Source organism: Yinghuangia sp. YIM S10712 (genome assembly GCF_051388935.1).
Classification (GTDB): Bacteria; Actinomycetota; Actinomycetes; order Streptomycetales; family Streptomycetaceae; genus Yinghuangia.
The window spans coordinates 59,147-81,788 of sequence record NZ_JBPKBI010000007.1 but is presented as its reverse complement, the minus strand read 5'-3'; the positions used below and the strand labels follow the sequence as shown (position 1 = coordinate 81,788).

Annotated in this window: 17 protein-coding genes and 1 pseudogene; 15 read left to right on the top strand and 3 right to left on the bottom strand. The window is 70.1% G+C overall.

The features are described from left to right. Positions 1-162: 162 nt before the first annotated feature. Positions 163-828, top strand: a complete 666-nt coding sequence (locus ACRX5W_RS16915; RefSeq protein ID WP_436788985.1) for a hypothetical protein — start codon at positions 163-165, stop codon at positions 826-828. 448 nt (positions 829-1,276) lie between these two features. Here ACRX5W_RS16915 and ACRX5W_RS16910 read toward each other — a convergent pair whose 3' ends face one another. Further along, entirely contained in the window at positions 1,277-2,233 is a 957-nt protein-coding gene (locus tag ACRX5W_RS16910; protein WP_436788984.1) for a hypothetical protein, read from the bottom strand. Positions 2,234-2,504: 271 nt separating this feature from the next. Here ACRX5W_RS16910 and ACRX5W_RS16905 point away from each other — a divergent pair, with 271 nt between their 5' ends. The 14 genes and pseudogenes from ACRX5W_RS16905 to abc-f all read left to right on the top strand — a co-directional run bounded on the left by ACRX5W_RS16905 (position 2,505) and on the right by abc-f (position 18,535). Beyond that, the gene (locus ACRX5W_RS16905; RefSeq protein ID WP_436788983.1) at positions 2,505-4,874 is read left to right on the top strand and encodes a HAMP domain-containing protein; all 2,370 of its coding nucleotides are present in this window, start codon (positions 2,505-2,507) and stop codon (positions 4,872-4,874) included. A gap of 1 nt (position 4,875) precedes the next feature. Continuing rightward, a complete protein-coding gene (pgsB, locus tag ACRX5W_RS16900; RefSeq protein WP_436788982.1) occupies positions 4,876-6,129 on the top strand; it encodes a poly-gamma-glutamate synthase PgsB in 1,254 nt (417 codons plus the stop codon). Then, entirely contained in the window at positions 6,126-6,608 is a 483-nt protein-coding gene (locus tag ACRX5W_RS16895; RefSeq protein WP_436788981.1) for a poly-gamma-glutamate biosynthesis protein PgsC/CapC, read from the top strand. Before pgsB ends, ACRX5W_RS16895 begins: the two co-directional genes overlap by 4 nt. A gap of 34 nt (positions 6,609-6,642) precedes the next feature. After that, positions 6,643-7,731, top strand: coding sequence for a C40 family peptidase (locus ACRX5W_RS16890; protein ID WP_436788980.1), 1,089 nt, complete (start codon positions 6,643-6,645; stop codon positions 7,729-7,731). A 194-nt stretch (positions 7,732-7,925) separates the two neighbouring features. Continuing rightward, entirely contained in the window at positions 7,926-9,518 is a 1,593-nt protein-coding gene (locus ACRX5W_RS16885) for an alpha/beta hydrolase (RefSeq protein ID WP_436788979.1), read from the top strand. 245 nt (positions 9,519-9,763) lie between these two features. Further along, the gene (locus ACRX5W_RS16880) at positions 9,764-10,177 is read left to right on the top strand and encodes a response regulator transcription factor (RefSeq protein WP_436788978.1); all 414 of its coding nucleotides are present in this window, start codon (positions 9,764-9,766) and stop codon (positions 10,175-10,177) included. 33 nt (positions 10,178-10,210) lie between these two features. Beyond that, a pseudogene (locus tag ACRX5W_RS16875) lies at positions 10,211-10,675 on the top strand (hypothetical protein); the annotation flags it as partial. Positions 10,676-10,906: 231 nt separating this feature from the next. Continuing rightward, positions 10,907-11,449, top strand: coding sequence for a hypothetical protein (locus ACRX5W_RS16870; RefSeq protein WP_436788977.1), 543 nt, complete (start codon positions 10,907-10,909; stop codon positions 11,447-11,449). 199 nt (positions 11,450-11,648) lie between these two features. Further along, positions 11,649-12,839, top strand: coding sequence for an urea ABC transporter substrate-binding protein (urtA, locus tag ACRX5W_RS16865; RefSeq protein WP_436789164.1), 1,191 nt, complete (start codon positions 11,649-11,651; stop codon positions 12,837-12,839). A gap of 134 nt (positions 12,840-12,973) precedes the next feature. Continuing rightward, positions 12,974-13,852, top strand: a complete 879-nt coding sequence (urtB, locus tag ACRX5W_RS16860) for an urea ABC transporter permease subunit UrtB (RefSeq protein WP_436788976.1) — start codon at positions 12,974-12,976, stop codon at positions 13,850-13,852. Further along, on the top strand, positions 13,849-15,027 hold the full coding sequence (gene urtC / locus ACRX5W_RS16855) for an urea ABC transporter permease subunit UrtC (protein WP_436788975.1): 1,179 nt from the start codon (positions 13,849-13,851) through the stop codon (positions 15,025-15,027). Before urtB ends, urtC begins: the two co-directional genes overlap by 4 nt. 71 nt (positions 15,028-15,098) lie before the next feature. Beyond that, positions 15,099-15,884, top strand: a complete 786-nt coding sequence (gene urtD / locus ACRX5W_RS16850) for an urea ABC transporter ATP-binding protein UrtD (RefSeq protein WP_436789163.1) — start codon at positions 15,099-15,101, stop codon at positions 15,882-15,884. Then, positions 15,884-16,579, top strand: coding sequence for an urea ABC transporter ATP-binding subunit UrtE (gene urtE, locus ACRX5W_RS16845; RefSeq protein ID WP_436788973.1), 696 nt, complete (start codon positions 15,884-15,886; stop codon positions 16,577-16,579). The genes urtD and urtE overlap by 1 nt, the downstream gene beginning before the upstream one ends. Before the next feature lie 318 nt (positions 16,580-16,897). After that, positions 16,898-18,535 carry a ribosomal protection-like ABC-F family protein gene (abc-f, locus tag ACRX5W_RS16840; RefSeq protein ID WP_436788972.1) on the top strand — a complete coding sequence of 546 codons (1,638 nt, stop codon included), beginning with the start codon at positions 16,898-16,900 and terminating at the stop codon, positions 18,533-18,535. A 133-nt stretch (positions 18,536-18,668) separates the two neighbouring features. Here abc-f and ACRX5W_RS16835 read toward each other — a convergent pair whose 3' ends face one another. Together ACRX5W_RS16835 and ACRX5W_RS16830 are read right to left on the bottom strand one after the other, a co-directional pair. Further along, on the bottom strand, positions 18,669-19,703 hold the full coding sequence (locus ACRX5W_RS16835) for an AAA family ATPase (RefSeq protein WP_436788971.1): 1,035 nt from the start codon (positions 19,701-19,703) through the stop codon (positions 18,669-18,671). A 132-nt stretch (positions 19,704-19,835) separates the two neighbouring features. Further along, positions 19,836-22,613: a helix-turn-helix transcriptional regulator gene (locus ACRX5W_RS16830; RefSeq protein ID WP_436788970.1), complete on the bottom strand. Its 2,778-nt coding sequence runs from the start codon at positions 22,611-22,613 to the stop codon at positions 19,836-19,838. Between the last annotated feature and the right edge of the window lie 29 nt (positions 22,614-22,642).

The window sequence follows — 22,642 nt, the reverse complement described above, 5'->3', positions numbered from 1 at the left end:
CCTTTCGGCCAGGGGACATCGTCGACGCACGGGCGGAGAGTGAGGCTTGGGCGGGTTGCGGCGGGCATCATGCAGGGGAGGCGACGGACACCACGGGGGACGGCCATGCGCTTTCGCTGGTTCAGGGGATGGTCACCGTCGGTGTCGCTGCCCGGTCGGGCTGTGGGGCGGTGGGTTGTCTTCGTGCTCGGGCTGGGCGTGCTGATGGTCGCGCTTGTCGGTGCGGCCGATCCGTACCAGAAGACAAGGGAGTTCCGCGCGACCGTCAAGTGCGAGCGAGGCGGCGACTGTTTCGGCAGCGAGGCCGGCTCGATAGTCGGCCGACGTACGTACACGACGACGTCGACCGACTCGGACGGCCACACGACCACGACCACGCACTTCGAGGTCACGTGGCAGCGGGCGGACGGTTCCCGGCAGGGCCGCGACGTGTCTGCGGGCTTCTACAGGAAGGCCCAGGAGGGCGAACCGGCCACGCTGCGGCTGTGGCGGGACGAAGTCGTCGGTGTGGAGGTGATGGGTCGCGAGGAGTGGTTCCTGCCGGAGTCCGCCGAGTCGCTCGCCTTTTGGTTCCGACTGGCCTACTTCGGCATCGGTGTTCTGTTGTGGGCAGTGTTGTTCGGTTGGTGGGACGGCTTTTTCATGCTCTGCTTCCGCACCATCGCCTGGATGTTCACCGGCATCGTGCCCGTGCGGATAGCGACGGACGCCTTGGCCTACGGCCTGAACAGCGAGTCCGCTCCCATCGGCACGATCATCTTCGGCGTCTTCTTCACCGGGATCGCCGCCGTGATGCTGTTCGGCACCCTCCACCGTTCACGGTGGTGACCGACAACCGCCATCCGCACCTTGCGGAAGGCGACAAGCCCGCCGTGCGGTGCGGGAAGCCCCTCAGTTTCGTGGGTGTGATGTCCCGTCGACGGCATGGCTCTTGACGTGGTTCGTCGGGGGCCGTTCCAGTGGAGTGCGGGACTTGGCGAGGGGGTGCTCGGTGGAGGTCTTGGTGGTGTTGGCAATCATCGTCGTCGCCATTGTGGCGTTGAGCGGCGGTGGTGGCTCGGGCGGTGGTTCCGGTGGTGGGGGTGCCGGTTACGACGGTGGCAGCAGTTGCGGGGGAGGCTGCGGCGGTTGCGGGGGTGACTAGCCTGCGTGGGCCGAGTCGTCGGTTCTGACGCGGCGTCCGTCGCGGGGAGGGCACACTGCCGCGAGGCGGGACCGTGTGCCGCCGACCTTGGGCGAGTTGTGCCGACGCCGGGCCTGGGTGGCGGCTCTTCGTTCACGACCGAGGCCACCATTTGTCCGCTGGGGTGTCCGGCGGGGACAGTGCCTCGGCCAGTGCCGCGGCTGTCCTGTGGCGGGAGTCGGCGGTGTCGCGGGTGGTGCGGCTCAGTTCGATGTGGAGGAACGGGAGGCCGGCTTCGGCGGCGGTGTGGCCTTGGACGTTCGTCAGGGCGGCGAGGCGGGAGCACGCCGGGTTGTCGCTCGACCAGACGCGGCAGGTGCGCAGGTCGGCGGCTTCCAGGGCATCGGCGGTGCGGTGGGCGGTGGCGTCGGGGGTCGTTCTGCCGGTGGCGACGACGACGTCGGTGTCGGGGACCGTGTCGTCGTGGAAGCCGTGGATCTGGACGGCGGGTACGCGGCGGCGGGTGAGTTCGCCCGCGAGGGCGTCGAACATGTGGTCGGTGCGGTGTGCGGCGTCGCCCGCGCCATCGGTGCCGGCCTTGCGGTGGGTGCCGGCGATCAGCAGCACGGCCCCCGGCAGGCGGCGGAAGAGGTCCACGGCGACGAGCTCGGTGTCGAGGTCGGCGAGGGGATGCGGCACCTGGACGACGCGGTGGATCGGCGCGGAGGTGTCGACGTAGACGACACCCCACCCGCGCCCGGTCGGCACCGGCTCGGCCACCTCGACGAACTCGCGGCCGGTGGCGCCGTCCACGCGCCGCGTCGCGGCGTAACCGAGCGTCGCGAGGTCTTCCGTCGGCACGGAGCCGTCGAACACACGCCCCACGGCGGCGCTGAACGCCGTGCGCTGCGCCGGCGCCGGGGGGACGTAGTCGTGGTCCTTCGCCAGCGAGCCGACGAACGTGCGGGCCAGTTGTGCGAGATCCGCGGTGGCGTCCGGTGAGCGCCGCGACGCGTCAGCCGGTGGCGGGTCGGCCCGGCCGGCCGGATCGCGGAGGCCGACGGCGAGCAGCACGGCCACCGCGGCCGTCATGACCAGGAGGGATGCCACACCGCCCTGTCGCAGGGAAAGCCTCAAAGCGCGGCCTTTCTCGCCGGTTCTGCGCAACGTGTACTGGACGGAAACCGGGGGCGGGTTGATCACCCGAATCATAAGGTGCGATAACCTGCGCGCGGCCTTCAGGGGGAACGGCAGCCCCCTGCTCCGTTGTGGCGTGTAGTGCCCCAACGGCCCCGCGTACGTACGGAGTTTGCGTCGAGCCCGGCAAACATGCGGTGCCCGTACGCCCGGTGTGGCCGATGGTCACCCAGGAAGGCCGGACGTGGCACAACCCTCCAACACCCGCGCAGGCGTGCGCCCGCGCAGCCGAAGGCGCATGTCGCCGACGCGCGGGGTCCTGGCAGGCATGAAGGCGCCCGTCCTGCTCCTCGCGGTCTGCGGGCTCGTGCTGGCCGCGATCTCCGCGCTGTGGCTCGGCCGCGATCCGGTCGACAAGGTCGCGAGCACCGAACTCGACGTACAGCGGGCGGCGACAGCGGATGTCGCGCGCAGCGTTCGCGGCGCGGTCCGCGAAAGCGCGACGGACCTGGCCCGCAGCGCACGCCTGGTGAGCGAGAACGGGAGCGCCGACCCGGTCGCCGTCCTGGAGCTGCTGAGCACTTATCAGAAGTGGCGCGGACTGGCCGTGTTGTCCCCCGGGGACGGGAAGATCCTCGCGGCGCGAGGGGAAACGATTCCTCTGTCGGCATTGTCCGGACGTGCGACGGACGACCTGACTCCGCAGATCCTCATGCTGGCCACCGGCGACACCCGCGTCCTGGCGACGGCCTGGCTGACCGGGCGGGACGGCCCCGACCTGCTGCTGGTCGCCAGCAGCGCCCCGCACTGGCGGGAATTCCTCGGGGACCGCATCCGCGACATCGCGCTCGTCGACCGCTCGGGCAACGTCGTGGCCTCCGCCGACGGCGAGGTGGAACCCGACGCGGAGAAAGGCGTCGCCCGCGCCCGGCACGCAGGCACCGGCGTGCTCGGGGTCACCTACGCCGCCGAACACGGAGAACGCCGAACGACCGTGGTGCACACCGCGCTCCGATCCGACCGGGCCGACAACGGCACGCCGGATCTCGCGGTGGTAACCGTCTCTCGGTTGCGGATCGACGAATCAGCCGACAGCAGCGTGCTCTTCGGCCTCGCCGCCGCGGTATCCCTGCTCGGCGTCCTCGGCGTGATCCTGCTCGCGCTGCACCGCGCGCTGCTGCGCCCGCTGCGCGAACTGCACCGGGACGCGCGGCGCATCGCCCGCGGCGAGGTCGTACGCCCCGCACTCATCGGGGGCTCCCGCGAAACCGCGCGCCTCGGCCGCGCGCTGGAGGAACTGCGTGTCCGGGTCGTCGGCAACGGAGACGACCCGGTCCCCGCCCGGCAGCGCCGCCGCCCCGGCATCCGCCTGGTGGTGAGCTTCTGCTCGGTCCTGCTGATCGGCTGGTCGGCCGCCGTCGGGGTGGCCGGCAACGTCGGCGGCGACGTACGCGTGCCCACCCACACCGTGCAGGCGCAGAAGGCCCGTACCGAGTCGACCGCGGACGCCGTCAGCCGCGCCCTCAACGAGGGCCTCGCCGACCTGCTGTCGGTGGCCACGCTCTCCGGCGAGAGCACCTCCGACGAAATCGACGCGGTGCTCTCCCAACTGCTCAGGGACCACACGCGTTACCGGGCCGTGTACGTCCGCGACGCGGACCGCAAGACGGTCGCCCGCGCGGGCGAGGACGCGCTCGCGAACGCCGATCCACCCCCGGCGCCCGGCGTCTACCTGGGCGCCGACTCGGGACGAATACCCGTCATCGCCGCGGCCGTACCCCTCCCCGGCGACCGGCGGTGGACCCTCATCGCCGAGTACGACCCCTTCTTCGTCGTCTCGCTGCTCACCCGCGAGGGCAAGGGCCGCACTTGGCTCGTCGACGACCGCGCCCGCCTGCTCGCGGCCAACCGCGGCTTCATCGCCTACGACTCGCTTCCCGACAAGACCCTCGAAAACGCCGCGAAATCCGTCGCAGCGGAGGACGCGGACCTGGGGCGTCGGGACGGCGAGGGGCGCTCGATGCGGATCGTGGCGGCGTCCAACCTCGACCGCGGCGCCACCGCCGCGCTGCGCTGGGCGGTCGTGACCGAGCTTGAGGCCTCCGACCTGGACCTGTGGCCGTTCCGCCTCGGGCGGCAATCGCTGATCATCGGCATCGTCGGCGCCACCCTGGCAGTCCTGTTCCTCGGCTGGATCCACCTTGTGCTCGTCCGGGCGTTGCGCGAACTCACCCTGCGGGCCGAGGCGTTGGCCGACGGCGACACCACGGCCGTGATCTACCCCCGCTACCTCGACGAAGTCGGGGAGAGCGCCCGGGGTTTCGAACTCATACGGCAGCGCATCGCCGAACGACCCGGCGGCGGCGCCGCGCAGACCCGGAAGACGGACCACGTCCCGGGGCACGGGACGGACTTGTCCGTTGAAGCGGACGGCGAGGCACCTCGGGACGCCGACACACCCGAAGACGAACCCGATAGCGGATACGGCGACTTCGCCCTGCCGTCCCAGCGCGACGGCACCTCGACCGGGTACCAGCGCGCGCCCGACGACACCGCCGTACTCGGCCGGCTCGGCCACCCCGATTCCACGACGACCGACCGGCGGGAGCACTGAAGTGCAGTTCCTCTACTGTGTGTTCCTCGTCTGCTCCCTCGCGATGCTCACCGCCGGAATCATCGAGCAACGCCGCCACGACCGCTGCCTCGACCAGATACCCAGCCGGGTCCTCGTGAACGGCATCCGCGGCAAGAGCTCGATCACCCGCCTGTGCGCCGGAGCGCTGCGCGGCGGCAACCTGGTCACCGTCGCGAAGACGACCGGCACCGCCGCCCGGTTCATCCACCCGGACGCCACCGAGGAGCCGGTCTACCGCAAGTTCGGCATCGCCAACATCGTCGAGCAGATCGGCATCGTCCGCCGTGCCGCCGCGTACCGGCCGGACGCCTTGGTCATCGAGTGCATGGCGGTCATGCCGGCACTTCAGGAGACCAACCAGACCAAACTGATCAAGTCCACGATCGGCGTGCTGTGCAACGTACGCGAGGACCACCTCGCGGAGATGGGCCCCACCCTCGACGACGTCGCGCGTTCCCTGTCCCGTTCGATGCCGCACCACGGCATCTGCGTCACCGCCGAACGCGACCGCCTGCACATCCTCCAGGAGGAGGCCGACGCCCGCGACTGCCGACTCATCGCGGTGGACCCGGAGTCCGTCACCGACGAGGAGATGCGCGGCTTCTCGTGGATCACCTTCAAGGAGAACGTCGCCATCGCCCTCGCCGTCGCCGAACTCCTCGGCGTCTCCCGCGCCGACGCCCTGCGCGGCATGTGGGAGGCCCCGCCCGACCCCGGGGTCCTGTCCGTCGACCGGCTGCTGACGCCCGACGGCCGCCGACTGCGGTTCGCCAACGTCTTCGCCGCCAACGACCCCGAGTCGACCCTCATGAACGTCCGCCAACTGCTCGGCCAGCACGCGATCGCGGAGCCCCTGCACGTGGTGATCAACTGCCGCCCCGACCGCGTCGAGCGGAACGGCCAGATGGGGGCGATCGTCCCCGACATCGCACCCGAACGCGTGTTCCTCATCGGGCATCCCGTGCGCAGCGCGTACGACGCCCTGCCACGCGAGTGGCGCGACCGTGTCGTCGATCTCGGCGGAGCCCGAGAGCCCGAGGACCTCCTCGCGTCGATCCTCGAACACACCGGCGCCGACGACTCATTGGTCGCCATCGGCAACATCCACGGCCAAGGCGAGTTGCTCATCGAGAAGCTGCACGAGCTCGACCGCGACATCGCCACCCCCGCCGAGGCCGCGGACCGGACCCCGGCCGGCACCCCGGCGGCGCACCACTTCGGAGGACACGCGTGAACCCGGCCGTGCTGACCCCGGAGGCGGCGGCGATCGGCATCGCCCTCGGGCTGTTGTTCTCCCTGGTCTGCTACCTCACCACGAACCTCTCGCCGGGCGGCATGATCACCCCCGGGTGGCTCGCCCTGACCCTGGTCGAGGACCTTCAGCGCGCGGGTCTCGTCCTCGGGGTGACAGTCGTGACGTACCTGGGCGTCCGCGTGATGCAGAAGGTCGTGATCCTGTACGGCAAAAGGCTGTTCGCGGCGGTCGTGCTGCTCGGTGTCCTGTTGCAGAGCACACTGTTCCTCTTCCTCCAGGACCGCTACCCGATGCTGTTCGCGCACCAGACCCTCGGGTTCATCGTCCCGGGTCTGATCGCCTACCAGTTGGTGCGCCAGCCCCCGGCCGCGACCATGCTCGCCACCGCCACCGTCACCCTTGTCGGATACGTCGTGCTCGCGGCCGGGGTGCTGCTGGGCGCCATCCCGTCGCTGTAGCCGCCGTATTCGTTTTTCGAGCAGTAGAGGAGCCATGAGCAGCAACCGCCGACGCTCGACCCGCAACCGCAAGCGGGGGCAACTGACCGCACTGGTCTTGGTGACGGTCCTCGCCGTCGTCGCGGGTTCCCTGCACCGGGAACTGCGCGAGTACGCCGACGAGCAGGCCAAGAACGAGCCCGCAGCCAACGAGCGTCCCCCGGCCATCGCCGCTGTCGCTCCCGGGGACGGTACGGGCTATGTCTACGACCGTGTCCAAGACCCCGACCGCACGTTGGCCCGCGACGCGCGCGGCGATACCGTCGCGACCTTCACCGACGGCGCCCGTACGGCCGTACTGCGCGGCCCGGTGCGCAAGTTCACCGAACCACGCACGACGACCGCGACCGTCGCCACCGACGCGTGGGTGCGCCTCATGCCCCAGCCGTGGAAGGCGGAGGCGCAGAACGAGCCGTGGTTCCGCACGTGGTTCGCCGCCGCACTCGCCGACACCAGTCCCGACGTCATCGCCGTCGCTCTCGAATACGGCGACGGGGCGCCGGCGCGCAAGGACAAGGCGGGGGTCCAGGTCGCCGGCGACGCCGGGTTCGGGCCGATCAACCCCGACGGGTCAAGCGGCAACGACCTGCGCCTCGAACAGACCGATTTCTACGACTACCTCGGCCAGACCTGGACTTTCCCTGACAAGAGCAAGGAAACGCCCGACCCGACCCGGCACGCGATGTTCGACTGCTCCGGCTTCGTCCGCATGGTGTACGGCTACCGCATGGGATATCCCCTGCTGCGCACCGACACCAAGGGCACGGGGCTGCCGCGCACCGCCAACGGCATGGCCACCGTCGGGCCCGGAACCACGATTCTCCGGCGCACCCACCCGGACCAATCCGTGCCTGTGGACCTTCTGCTCCCGGGTGACCTGGTGTTCTTCGAGATCGACCCGCGCACCGGCGAGCGCCTCGACCACACCGGCATTTACCTCGGCCCCGACGACGCCGGCCACCCCCGCTTCGTCTCCAGCCGAGAGGAGGCCAACGGGCCGACCTTCGGGGACCTCGGGGGAACCAGCCGCATCGACGGAAGCGGCTTCTACGGAGCGGGGCTCCGTGTCGCGAAGCGGCTCTGACCAGGCAACCCCAGGCTAGAACGCAAAATCCCGATTGTAATATGCCATCCGCGGCCGGACGTCTGTCGCCGTCCGGGGGGGCACGCACATGCGAGCGGAACGTCCTGCCCGGACGCCTTGTGTCAACGGGTGGGGATCTCCAGGTGTACGCGCACGTGCAATCAGCCAGCCTTCCACGGCGCAGACTTCGCGCCATGTCCGGGATCGCCGCGGCGCTCGCCGCGGTGGTGTTCCTGACCGCCTGCGAGTCAGGAAGCAACAAGAACGACAACGGCGGCGCGGCGAGCGAGACGCCGACCTCGGCGGACGACAAGCCCCAGAACGTCCCTTCGGGCACTCCGGGACCAGCGATACCCGCGCCCGGCACCGACCTGCAGTCCGACACCAGGTTCGCCGCGTACTACCGGCAGCAGCCGGTGTGGAAGGCGTGCGAGCGGACCTACCAGTGCACGACCGTGCAGGTGCCGCGGGACTACTCCGCGCCCGACGGAGAGCGGATCGAGCTCGCGGTGATCCGGCTGAAGGCCAAGAACCAGTCGCAGCGCCTCGGTTCGTTGGTCGTCAACCCCGGCGGGCCCGGAGGGTCGGGGTACGACATGGTCAAGGACTCCGAGGGCGAACTCCTGACCGCGCCCGTCGCCGAGCGGTACGACCTGGTCGGCTTCGACCCCCGCGGAGTGGGCCGAAGTGAGAAGATCGCCTGCCTCAACGACGCGGACAACGACCGCATGTCGCAGATCGACGGCTCGCCCGACACCGCCGAGGAACGCGCAGAGTTCGACGAGTGGCAGGGGAAGTACGTTGCCGCGTGCGAGAAGAACTCCGGCGACCTGCTGCCCCACGTCGGCACCCGCAACGCCGCCCGTGACATGGACGTGCTGCGCGCCGTGCTCGGCGACGAGAAGCTGAACTACCTGGGCTACTCGTACGGTACATACCTCGGCGCGGTCTACGCCGACCTCTTCCCGGCCCGCACGGGACGGCTGGTGCTGGACGCGGCCGTGGATCCGGCCGTGGATGCGGCGGCTTCGAACGAACAGCAGGCGATGGGCTTCGAGAAGGCGTTCACCGCGTTCCTCGGCGACTGCGTGAAGCAGGCGGACTGCCCTTATAAGGGTCGGACGGTGGATCAGGCCAGAAGCGCGGTCATCACGCTGATCAACAAGGCCGAGGCCAAACCTCTGCCCACCGACGAGGCGCGGGTGGTGACCGGGACCGTCGTGACCCTGGGAATCGCGTTCACCCTCTATGACAAGGAAGCCTGGGAATACCTGCGCGTGGGCCTCACCGAGGCCGAGCGCACGGGAACCGGCAACGTGCTGCTGGCTTTGGTGGATGCGATGAACGGACGCGGTGACGACGGTCGGTGGGACGGCTCGTCGGACGCCCTCACGGCCGTCAACTGCGCGGACGCCCCACTCGCCGTCGACGATGCGCAGATCCAGGCGAAGATCGCCGAATACAAGAAGACCGCACCGGTGTTCGGCCCGGTACTGGTCTGGGGCGGCAAGGCGTGCGTCAACTGGCCCGCTTCGCCCGCCGCCGACCGCCCCGGCGCGTTCACCGTCGAAGGCGCCGCGCCGGCCCTGATCATCGGCGGCAGCCGGGACCCGGCGACTCCGGTCGAGTGGTCCCATGGGCTCGGACGCGCGTACCAGGGCTCGGTCGTGCTCGTGCGGGACGGGGACGGACACGGTTCGTACGGCGACAACGCGTGCGTCAACCGCGCGGTCGAGGCGTACCTGACCGCCGGCACGCTCCCGAAAGCCGGCGTGGTCTGCCGCTGACCGGTTCGAGCCGGCGTCTCGTGAGGGGCGGCCGACAACGCGAGCAGCGCTGTCGGCCGCCCTTTCGTTGCCTCTCAAGGAGTCACCTGGCTGGTTCCATTGGAGTGATTTATCAGATTTAGCGAGTCATGCGTGACTCCTTCCTGATGCCGCGGATGACCATGGCCGAATGCCTTCCACATCATCAACATGCGCGGCCACCGCGTGCGTCGTAGGGGCGAGCATGGTCCTCGCCGCCGGCGCGGGTGCCCTGGCGAACTCGCCTTCCGCAGCGACACCACGGGCGTTCTCCGGCAACCCCGTCGCCGGCTCGCAGGGCTTCGGAATCGTCGTCGAAACCGACGCCTCGCTCGTCGGCACCGAGGCGGACGAACGGCGAGATCGCCAAGCAGTTGTTCATCGGCCTGTCGACGGTCAAAAGCCACGTCCACGCGGTGCTGCGCAAACTGGGCGTCTCACGCCGCGAGGCGGCTGCGGCGCTCGTGGTACGCGCGGCCACACGCGGCTCGGCCCCGGGAACGCTCGCGTCGCGGGAGCTCACACCCGGTGACGTGAGCGGCGTTCCCGATGCCCGGAAGGCCGACGGAAGGCGGACCATCCCGGCGCCCAGCCGTTCCCGTGCCCGCGTTGTGGCGCCCGGCAAGCCCGGCGGCGGATGACCGGCCGCACGGTCAGGCCCGCCACGCGTCGGCCGGGTGATCGGCTGGCTGCACCGCGACCCGGCGCGGCCGCGCCCGACGCTCGACCTCGTGGCACGCCTGTGCTGTGAGGACGGCAGGGACCGGCCGGCCCTCGCGATGCTGCTGTCGTCCCACGGGCCGCTCGTGGGCCGGGGGCTCGTGGAGACCGTCGGAGACGGCCCGGTCGGAGGACCGTCGTTCGCCGACGCACTGCGCCCGTCGGCCGCTCTGCTGCGGTGGACGTTCGGGTCACCGAACTCGCCGAAGATCTCGTGCCGTTCGTCGCCCCTGACACCCTGCCGCCCGGCGACGTCACCGAATCGCCCGCCGCGGCCGTGCTCGCCGAACGCACAGCACGGGAAACCGCGTCGCTCAGCCACGTGTTCGGCCCGCACCCGGGCGCCTGCCTCGACGCCGCGTGGTCGGGTGCCGCCAAGGCCGGGCGCCCTGTGCTCACCGTACGGCCGGAGGCCCTGACCGAACCGGCGATCGCCCGGCGGATCGCGGCCGAGGCCGTGCTCCGGGAAGCCGTGGTGATCGTCGACGCGTCCTTTTGTACGCCGCCCGACACCGTGTGGGCGCTGTTCAGGCACGCGATCGTGATCGGCGGCCCGCGTTCGCTCGCCCCCGCAGGAGCGTCCGCCGCCGCCGCACAGGTCGTCTCGCTGCATGTTCCGGCATGCGCCCGAGACACCACCGCGCTCACGCATGCCTTGGCTGCACGGGGCGTCGAGCTGGACGCCGAATCGGCCGACCCCGGAGTCCCGCGCGTTGCAGATGTGTCGGCTGCGTGGACGCACCTGGCCGGGGCCGACCTGCGACGTACGGTCGACGCGGTCGCGGCACGCGCCCGCGGCCGGGCCGGGACCCAACCTCGAAGTGTCCTATCTGCTCCAGCGCATGGAGGAATTCGACGGGCTCGCCGTGCTGGCGACCAACCTGCTCCACAACATCGACGAGGCGTTCATCCGCCGACTGACCTACTGCGTCCGCTTTCCGTTTCCGGATGCCGGGGAGCGGCGGCGGATCTGGCAGGCTGTCTGGCCCGCCGAACTGCCGCGCGGTGCCGATCTCACCGACGACCACTTTTCCGAACTCGCCCGCATCGTCGGCGACCGCTCGGTCGCCGAGCTGGCGCGAGGCGACGCAGACGCCTTCACCGCCGCGGCCGAGGCCGCCGGAGTCGCGACCGAACGCGTGCAAGCGCTGTTGGAACGTGCGCGCGTGGTCATGCGGCTGACAAGCAGTTGAGCCGACCGCCCGTCGGCGGCCCGCGTCCGGGCGAATCGCTCATTGCCGTGCGTGCATGGCAATGAGCGATTAACAAACGCGAATCAGCAGGGAAACCGGGCGTCGCGACACTCGGGGCGTCAATCGACCCGAGAAGGAGCCGCGACGCGTGCGAAGAATATCCCTGGGCAGACGCGCCGCCAGGTTGGCCGCGCTTTCCTTGGCCGTCGTACTCGTGAGCACCGCGTGTGCGTCCGATGAGAGTACGTCCACCGGAAACGCCGGTGCCGATACGAGCGGCGACACCGTCAAAGTCGGCGTCCTGCACTCACTGAGCGGCACGATGGCGATTTCCGAGGTGACCGTAAAGAACTCCGTGCTGCTCGCGATCGACGAGATCAATGCCAAGGGCGGAGTGCTCGGCAAGACGGTGGAACCAGTCGTCGAGGACGGCGCCTCGGACTGGCCGACTTTCGCCGAGAAAGCCCAGAAGCTCATCTCCAACGACAAGGTCGCCGTCACCTTCGGCGGCTGGACGTCGGCGAGCCGGAAAGCGATGCTGCCGGTCTTCGAGAAGAACAAGCAACTGCTGTTCTACCCGGTCCAGTACGAGGGCTTGGAGACCTCCCCGTACATCTTCTACACCGGCGCGACCACCAACCAGCAGATCGTGCCGGGGCTCGACTACCTCAAGTCCCAGGGCAAGAAGAAGATCTTCCTGGTCGGCAGCGACTACGTGTTCCCGCGCACCGCCAACAAGATCATCAAGAAGTACGCCGAGGCCAACGGCATGGAAGTGGTCGGCGAGGAGTACACGCCGCTCGGCCACACCGAGTACAGCACGGTCATCAACAAGGTCACGCAGGCGAAGCCGGACGCCGTCTTCAACACCCTCAACGGCGACAGCAACGTGGCGTTCTTCAAGCAGCTCCGCAGCACCGGTGTGGGGGCCGCCGACATGCCCGTCCTGTCGGTCAGCGTCGCCGAGGAGGAAGTCCGCGGAATCGGACCGGACTACCTGGCCGGGCAGCCGGTGGCGTGGAACTACTACCAGACCACCGAGGGCGCGCGTAACACCGAATTCGTGGCGGCGTACAAAGCCAAATACGGCGCCGACAAGGTGACCTCCGACCCGATGGAGGCCGGCTACAACTCCGTGTACCTGTGGAAGGCCGCCGTCGAGAAGGCCAACAGCTTCGACCCCGAGGCGATCAAGAAATTCTGCGACGGCGTCTCCATCGACGCACCGGAAGGCAAGGTCACCATCGACGGGGCGACTCAGCACGTGTACAAGACCGCGCGCATCGGCGTCGTCCAGCCCGACGGCCTCATCAAGGAGGTCTGGAATTCCGGCGGACCGATCAAGCCGGACCCCTATCTGAAGGAATACCCGTGGGCCGAGGGACTGTGACCGGATACGCCCCGGTGGCCGGACCCCGCTCCCGCTCCTCCTGACCCGACCGCCGGAACCCTCGAAAAGATTCCGCGCCCACACGGATCCGTGTGGGCGCGGAGTCCCGGCAAGTCCGAAAAGGAGGAATGCCGGTGAACGCTTTCGCGAACCAATTGCCGATCGGCCTTTCCATCGGTGCGGTGCTGCTGCTCATCGCACTCGGCCTGACGTTCACGTTCGGGCAGATGGGCGTCATCAACATGGCGCACGGCGAATTCATCATGGCGGGCGCCTATACCGCCTACATGCTCCAGGACTGGGCCGGCCGACAAGCCGTCCTCGTCGCACTCCCGGTCGCGTTCCTCGTCGCCGGCCTCATGGGTCTGGTGCTCGAACGCGCGCTCATCCGCCGGTTCTACGGCCGACCACTCGACACGCTGCTGCTGACCTGGGGCGTGAGCCTCGTCCTCCAACAGGCCGCCCGCGACATGTTCGGCGCACCGAACGTGCAGGTGCGGGCGCCGTCCTGGCTGGTGGGCGGTGCCGAATGGTTCGGCGTCCGCATCCCGCACGCGCGCATGTTCATCTTCGTGCTCGCGATGGTGTGCGTCGCGGGCATCTGGTTCTACCTGGCCCGCACCAAACAGGGCCGCCGCATGCAGGCCGTCATGCAGAACCGCGACCTGGCCGCGTGCAGCGGCATCGCGACCTCCCGCGTCGACCAGCGCACGTTCTTCATCGGATCCGGTCTGGCCGGGATCGCGGGCGTGGCCCTGACCCTCATCGGCCCGGTCGGTCCCGCGCTCGGCACGTACTACATCGTCGACGCGTTCCTCGTCGTCGTCGCTGGTGGCCTGGGCCGCCTCCAGGGCGCGGTGATCGCGGCCTTCGTCCTCGGACTCGTCAACAGCTACGCCGAGTTCTGGTCCGACGCCTCACTCGCCAAGGTGGTGGTCTTCGCCGTGATCATCGGATTCCTCCAACTGCGCCCCCAGGGCCTGTTCGTCCTTCGCTCCCGGAAGCTGACGTGAACACCCCCGGCCTGCTCGGGCGGCGCCTGAAGTCCGGCCGGTGGCGCGGCCCGGCCGGCTTCCTCGCCGTCGCCCTGCTCGTACTCGCCGTCGCGCCCGCGACCCTGTCCCCGTTCCGCCTCGAACTCCTTGCCAAATACCTGTGCTTCGCGATCGCCGCACTCGGCATCGGCCTCGCGTGGGGCAAGGGCGGCATGCTCACCCTGGGCCAAGGCGTCTTCTTCGGCCTGGGCGGATACGCCATGGCCATGCACCTGAAACTCGCCGAGGCCGGTCCCGGGGAGCTGCCCGACTTCATGGTGTGGAGCGGCGTCGAGGAACTCCCGTTGCTGTGGGAGCCGTTCCGACAGCCGTGGTTCGCCGGCCTGATGGTCGTGGTGCTGCCGGGCACCGTCGCGGCACTCCTCGGCCTGCTGGTCTTCGGCCGCCGGGTGCGCGGCGCGTACTTCGCCATCCTCACGCAGGCGCTGGCCGCCGCGTTCGTCATCTGGCTCGTCGGCGAACAGGGTCTGACCGGCGGCACCAACGGGCTCACCAACTTCTCCTCGTTCTTCGGCCTCGACCTGGCCAGTGACGCCGACCGGCGCGTCCTGTACTTCGCAGTCGCCGCGGTGCTGGGGCTGATGTACCTCGGCTTCCGGCACCTGGTGGCGAGCCGGTACGGACGCCTCCTCGTCGCGGTCCGCGACGGCGAGGACCGGGTGCGGTTCCTCGGCTACGACCCCGCCGTGGTCAAAACGGTGGCGTTCACCCTGTCGGCGATCTCCGCGGGCATCGCGGGCGCCTTGTTCGTCCCGGTCGTGGGCATCATCTCGCCCGCGCTGCTCGGCGTCGTACCGTCACTCGAACTGGTCTTCGCGGTCGCCGTCGGCGGGCGCTACGTCCTCGCCGGCGCGGTGCTCGGCGCGGTGTTGCTCAACTACGCCAAGACCACGTTCTCCGAGAACTTCGCGGACGGATGGCTCTACCTGCAAGGCGCCCTGTTCATCGCGGTGATGGCGTACGCGCCCAAGGGCGTGGTCGGACTCGCCGGTCAGATCCGCGACTTCGCCGCCACCCGGCGCCTGGGCCGGCAGCCGGCGGGAGCCTCCTCCCGGCCGACCCGGGGCCCGGGAGACGACGAACCCGCCCGACCCGCCGAAGCCGTCGACGTCGAGAAGGAGGCGGTCGCGTGACCGGCAGCACCCCCGCCGAGCCGCAGTCGGCGACCAACGGGCACACCGACACCGCCGACGGCGGCCAAGCCCTGTTGGCGATCCGCGGACTCTCCGTCGTCTTCGACGGATTCCGCGCGATCGACGGCATCGACCTGACCGTCCGCGAGGGCGAACTCCGCTTCCTCATCGGCCCGAACGGCGCCGGCAAGACCACACTCGTGGACGTCGTCACCGGGCTGACCAGACCCACCGGAGGCAGCGTGGTCTTCGCGGGCCGGGAAATCGTCGGCCGCCGCGAACACCAGATCGTACGCCTCGGCATCGGACGCACGTTCCAGACCGCGGTCGTGTTCGAAGAGCTCACCGTCGAGGAGAACGTCGACCTCGCGGCAAGCTTCCGCATGCGCCTGCCCGCGCTGCTGCGCCGCCGCAAGGGGCGCAGCGACAAAGTCGCGTCGGTCCTCGACCGGGCCGGCCTGCTCGACCTCGCCGGACAGCGGGCCGGTGTGCTGTCGCACGGCCAGCGCCAATGGCTGGAGATCGCGATGCTGCTGGCCCAGGAGCCGCGCCTGCTGCTGCTCGACGAACCGGTGGCCGGCATGTCCCGTGCCGAACGCGAGCGCACCGGCGAACTGCTGGCCGACGTCGCGCGAGACCGGACAGTGCTGGTGATCGAACACGACATGGAGTTCGTACGGACGTACGCCTCCACCGTCACCGTCCTGCACGAAGGCCGTGTGCTCACCGAGGGCGACATGGCCCACGTCCAGGCCGACCCGCAGGTCCGCGAGGTCTACCTCGGCCGTTCGCGCGACACGCGGGCGGCCGAGCCGGCGGCGGTGGGCGCCGGTCCGAACCCGGAAGGAGCCGCCTGATGCTGGAGGTCACGGGCCTGGAGGTGGCGTACGGCCGTGCGCAGGTGCTCTTCGGCGTCGACCTCGCGGTGGCCGCCGGGTCGCTGACGTGCGTCATGGGCCGCAACGGAGTCGGGAAGACGACGCTGCTCAACGCCGTGATGGGGGTGCTGCCCCCGCGTGCCGGCAGCGTGTCCCTGGACGGGCGCGACATCACCAGACTGCCCACCCACGAGCGCGTGCGGCTCGGCATGGGATACGTGCCGCAGGGCCACGAGACGTTCGGGCAACTGACGGTCGCCGAGAACCTCCGGGTGACCTGGGAGGCCTGCGGCGGCAAGGACCGCTCGGCGATCGACGAGGCGCTCGACGTCTTCCCGCGCCTGCGCCCCCTGCTGCGTCGCCGCGCGGGCTTCCTGTCCGGCGGCCAACAGCAGCAACTGGCCATCGCCCGTGCCCTGGTGACGCGCCCCCGGATGCTGATCCTCGACGAACCGACCGAGGGCATCCAGCCGTCGATCGTCACCGAGATCGAGGACGTCATCGAACTGCTGAACAGGGAGCGGGGGCTCGCGGTCCTCCTCGTCGAGCAGTATCTGGACTTCGCGATGCGGCTCGCCGACCGTTTCACCGTGCTGGACGCCGGAACGGTCGTCTACGAGGGCGAGGGCAGCCGACTACAGGACGAAGGCGTGCGGCAGTTGCTGGCGGTCTGATGCCGGCGGTCCGACGAGTTCGGTGCGATCGCCCTCGCCCTCGCCTTCGTCCTCTCCCGGGGGCGAGGGCGATCCGGCCGTTGCCGCCGGCCGGGTACAATGGTTCGAGCTTTTTCGCGACCATCGATTTCGAGGAGACCAACGTGGCGGGTGACGACGACATCTCCGGGTGATACCGGAAGTGCCCGGCCACCGGCCGGCGCGAGTGCCGTGTGATCGGCAGCGCCGCCGCCGTGGCCGTTTTGTCGTCCACTGATCCACGTTTCCAGCGGAGCAGCCGCTTCTTGCCGCGCCCGCGTGACACCCGAGGTCTCTCGCATGTCCGACGCGTTCATCATCTGCACCAACCTGTCTTTCGCCTGGCCCGACGACACCGCCGTTTTCGAGGACCTGTCCTTCACCGTGGGCGGCGGCCGTACCGGACTCGTCGCGCCGAACGGCGCCGGAAAGAGCACGCTGTTCAAGCTGATGGCCGGGGAGCTGCGGCCCCGCGGCGGCAACGTGTCCGTACGCGGGACGCTCGGCTACCTCCCGCAGAGCCTTCCGCTGACCGGTGACCTGTCCGTAGCGGAGATTCTCGGGATCGACCGGGTGATCGAGGCCATCGACGCCGTCGAGGCCGGAGACGTCGCCGAGGAGCACTTCACCACGATCGGCGACGACTGGGACATCGAGGAGCGCACCCGCGGCCACCTCGACCGGCTCGGTCTCACCGACCTCGACTTCGGCCGCAGACTGCACACCCTCAGCGGCGGCCAGATCGTCTCCCTCGGCCTGACCGCCCAGTTGCTGAAACGGCCGGACGTCCTGCTCCTCGACGAACCGACGAACAACCTCGACCTGGACGCGCGCCGGCGCCTCTACACCGTCCTGGAGGAGTGGAACGGCTGCCTGCTGGTGATCAGCCACGACCGGGCGCTGCTCGGCCGCATGGACCGCATCGCCGAGCTCGAACGCGGCGAACTGCGCTTTTACGGCGGTAACTTCGAGGCGTACGAGGAGGCACTCAGGGCGGAGAAGGAGACCGCCGAGAAGAACGTGCGCAATGCCGAACAGGAACTCAAGCGGGAGAAACGGGAGATGCAGCAGGCCCGGGAAAGGGCCGAGCGCCGGGCGGGGAATGCCGCCCGCAACCTCAAGAGCGCGGGCCTGCCGAAGATCTTCGCCGGGAACATGAAGCGCGGCGCCCAGGAATCGGCCGGCCGTTCGCGTCAGACGCACGCCGCCCGGGTCGGCGAGTCCCAGGCCCGGCTCGACGAGGCGGGCCGCGCGTTGCGCGACGAGCAGCGGATCGTGCTGAACCTGCCGGGGACCAACGTCCCTGCCGGGCGCACGGTGTTCCACGGTGAGAATCTGCAAGTCCGGTTGGGGGAAAGGCCGTTGTTCGCGCCGGAAGGCGTCGGCCTGACGATCCGCGGCCCGGAGCGCATCGCGCTGACCGGTTCCAACGGCGCGGGGAAGTCCACGCTGTTGCGTCTGATCCACGGCGAAATGACGCCCGAGTCGGGGGAGTTGCGTCGCGCGGACGGGCCGGTCGCGTACCTCTCGCAGCGGTTGGACCTGCTGGACCTCGACCGCACGGTGGCGGAGAACATGGCCGCGTTCGCGCCGGCGCTGACGGACGCGGAGCGGATGAACCTGCTGGCCCGATTCCTGTTCCGGGGAACGCGCGTCCACCTCCCGGTCGGCGTGCTGTCCGGCGGCGAACGCCTCCGCGCCACGCTCGCCTGCGTCCTGTGCACCGAACCAGCGCCGCAGCTTCTGCTGTTGGACGAGCCGACCAACAACCTCGACCTGGTCAGCGTCGGTCAACTGGAGAGCGCACTGAGCGCGTACCAAGGGGCGTTCGTCGTGGTCAGCCACGACGAACGGTTCCTGACGGAGATCGGGGTGAACCGTCGGCTGCGGCTCGCCGATGGGCGGCTCACGGAGGCGGGAGGTCCGGACGGCGGCTGATGCGCGCGGCGTCCGCTCGGATCGCGGTCTCGCCCATCGTTCCTCCGTGCGGACAGCAAACGGACTCCAGGGTCCGGATGGCATCCGCCCATGGCAACCGGACCCTGAGGTCCGGTTGTCGGAGGGCGACGAGTCACACGCGGGCGGGCGTGGTCTGGCGGACCGGGCGCGGTGCCGGGACGTCGGCGAGGACGGAGGCGACGATGTCGGAGGCTGTCGTTTCCGCGAGTTCCGCGTCCGGGGTGAGCAGCAGTCGGTGCGTGAGCACCGCCGGGGCGAGCGCCTTCACGTCGTCCGGAACCGCATACGTGCGCCCTGCGGCAGCGGCCCGTACGCGCGCCGCGCGCACCAGCGCGACACTGCCGCGCGGGCCCGCGCCCAGACGGACCAGAGGCGAGGTGCGGGTCGCGGCGGCGATGCGCACCGCGTAGTCGACGACCGGTTCGGCGGCGTGCACCCGGGTCCGCACGAAACGCGCGAACTCGTCGATGTGCCGGGCGGTCGCGATCACCGGAAGCTGCTCGGCGACCGCGATGTCCGGCCCGCCGCCCGCAACGGTGACCTCGGACGCGTGGTCGGGATAGCCGAGCGACAAACGCATCAGAAACCGGTCGAGCTGGGCCTCCGGAAGCGGATACGTGCCCGCCATGTCGACCGGGTTCTGCGTCGCGATCACCATGAACGGGTGCGGCACCGGCTGCGCGACACCGTCGACGGTGACCCGGCGCTCCTCCATCACCTCCAAAAGCGCGGATTGGGTCTTCGGGGACGCCCGGTTGATCTCGTCGGCGACCACGATGTGCGCGAAGACCGGCCCGGGAAGGAACTCGAAGGTCCCCGAGTTCTGCCGGAAGACCGAAACACCGGTGATGTCGGACGGCAGCAGGTCCGGCGTGAACTGCACACGCCGGCAGTCCGCGCCGAGCGACGCCGCGAGCGCCCGGGCCAACGTCGTCTTACCGGTCCCCGGGACGTCCTCCAGCAGCAGATGGCCCTCGGCGAACAACGCGGTCAACGCCAACTCGACCGCGGACCGTTTGCCTTTGAGAACCCGCTCGATGGAGTCCGCCAGCGTACGGAAGCACTCCTGGAACAACGGCAGCGCGGACACATCATCGGGGGGCGACGCGTGTTCGGCGGCACCAGACCCGGCAGCGGGGGAGTCCATCCGATGATTGTCTCCGCCCGCCGCGCGCGAAGTCAGTGAAAAATGCGGCAGGTTGAGCTCACGCCGACAATGTCGCCGACGCGCCCGGCGACAACGAGTCGTCGTGTCGGCCGACCGGCCCGGTGCGCGAGGCTATTCGGACGCGTTGCCGCCCGGCCGCGGCGCGGGCAGGTCCAACGCGGCCAACTGCGTCCTGGAGTGGATGTCGAGCTTGGTGAAGACGGTCGCCAGGTGACTCTTGACCGTGCCGGGAGCGATGAACAGTCTGAGCGCGATGTCCGCGTTCGACAATCCGGCGGCGGCGAGCTTGGCGACGTTCAACTGCATGGGGGTCAGGCTCCGCGGGCCGTGTCCGGGGCGGCCCCTGGGCCCTCGCCCGCGTGCCGCGAAATCCGCCAGTTCCGGAAGGGGCATCGCCCGTCCCGCGGCCAACCGCAACTCCGGATCGGCAACCCGGTCGCAGGCCGCCGACATCTCGCGCGACCACCACGCGTCATCGGTGGGCACCCGGACCAGGCCGCGTTCCTCGCGGGCCGCAGCCACGCCCGCGAACAGATGGACGGCCCGGTCGTGACGGCCGCGCCGGGCCGCGACAACGGCCAGCAGTTCCAGGGCCGTCAGCCCTTCGAGCCACCACTGGTTGCGGCCGGCTGCCGCGAGGGCGTCGTGCGCACAGACCTCGGCGACGTCCAGGTCCCCGTCGAGCAGCGCGGCATGGGCCGTTCCGGCCTGCGCCACCGTTTTCGCGCGGCGGTTGCCCAGGCGCTCGGCGACCTCCCGGATCAGTCCGGCATGCCGTCGGGCGGCCTCCGTATCGCCCTCCGAGAGCGCGGCCAGCATCAGCACGTGCTGCGCCCGCCACGCCAGATAGCCCGCCTCGCCGTGTTCGCGGTCGTACAGCCGTCCCGCGTGCGCACGGGCGGACGCCAAATCGCCCAACGCCAGTTCGGCCAACGCCAGCGCCACGGTCATGAAGCCCGTGCCCCACCGGACGGCCACGTGCCGGGAACGCTCCATCTCCGCCAGCAGCGACGCCCGCGCCGGTGCGGCGTCACCCGCCATGACGTCGATCAGCGCCTGCACTTCGCAGGCCGAATGGGACAGCATCGGATCGAATTCGCACAGCAGTCGCTGCCCTTCGGCGATGCTGCGCCGTGCCGAGGGGAGATCGCCGGCCACCCAAGCCCGGTGCGCGTGCATCCAGCGGTTCCAGAACAGCACGTTGTGCAGGCCGACCTCCGTGGCCACGGCTTCGGCCGCGTCCGCGCATTCGACAGCCGCAGGGTAATCGTCCTGCCAGAAGAAGCTCGTGCTGAGCGAACTGCTCGCGTCGCCCAGGGAACAGGGGTCGCCGGCCTCCTTGGCGAGCGCCGCGGCGCGCCGCAGGACCGGCTGTGCCCTGGGCGGGTCCATCAGCATTGCCGCGGCGCCCAGCAGGCTCAGCGCCTGCGCTTGCGCGCGTCCGTCGCCGACGCGCCGCGCCATCGCGTCGGCGGCCTCCGCGTCACGTACCGCACGCTGCGAATCCCCCTGCCAGTAAAGCATCCACGCGTGCCCGGCCAAGGCCCGGGCGGTGGCCCAGTGGGGTTTCGGCGGTGCCGCCGCCAGCGCCTGTGCGAGGGCCTGCGCCCCTTCCGCGTACCGACCCGTGATACGCCAGTGGAGGCAGAGCGCCGAGGTCAGGCGCAGCGCGTCGAGTGCCCCGTCCGCGCTCGAGTTCTCCAATCCGGTACGGAAGTTGGACAGCTCACGGTCGAGCCGGGCTCGCTTTGCCCTGTTCAGCGGCCACTGTTCGAAATCGGCGCGCTCCGCGAGCGCGACGCACCACTTGCGGTGCCGGTGCACCACGCTGCGCTGCTCGGTGGGAAGGTCGGCCAACTTCTCCGCGGCGTACTGCCAGACAGGCCACAGCATCCGATACCGGGCCTCGTCGCCCTCATGGGAGACCTGGACAAGTGACTTGTCGATCAACGCGAGAAGCTGCTCGGGGACGGCTGCCGCCGGCAGCGACGCGTCACCGCACACCTGCTCCGCCGCGTGCAGACTCCACCCGCCCGAGAAGACCGACAGCCGACGGAACAACGTCGCCTCGGCCGGGGTCAGCATGGCGTGGCTCCAGTCGAGGCACCTGCGCATGGTGCGGTGGCGCTCGTGCCGGTTCGCGTCGTCGGTGGTCAACGCCCAGCGGTCCAGATCGGCGCAGATCCGAGTCGGCGACAACGTCCGCGCGCGGGCCGCTGCCAGCTCCATGGCCAGGGGAATGCCGTCCAGTTTGCGCACGATGCGGTCCACCGCCGTCCGCATCTCGTCGGACAAGTCCTCGGCCGCCTGCGGCCCGACCGCACGATCGAGGAACAACCGCGCCGCGTCCGACAACGCGGGACCCGCCTCGTCGCCCTTTCCGAGGGACGTCGGCAGCGGAGGCACCTGCCAGACCATCTCCCCCGTCACGCCGAGCGGTTCACGGCTGGTGACGAGCAGGCGCAGACCGGGGCAACCCACCAGGAGCGACTCGACCACCGCACCGGCCGCCTCCACAAGATGCTCGCAGTTGTCGAGCACCAGTAACCCCTCGCGGTCGTCTATATGACTGATCACCGCGCGCAGCGGCCACGGGTCCAACCGCCGCCCGAGCGACGCCGCGTCCAAGATCGCCGACTCGACCAACTGCGCATCCGCGACCGCCGCCAGCGGAACGAACACCGGCCCGAACGCGTCGGCTTCGCCGGCAGCGCGCCACCGCTCCGCCGCGCACACAGCGAGCCGCGTCTTGCCGATGCCGCCCGCCCCGACCAACGTCACCAAGCGCTGGGACCCGCGCAACACCTCAGCGAGCTCGTCGAGTTCCGCTGCACGCCCCACGAACTTCCCACTGCTGCGCGGCAGCAGGCTTTGGCCGTCGACAGTCACCGTCCAAGGATATGAACGTGGAACACCCG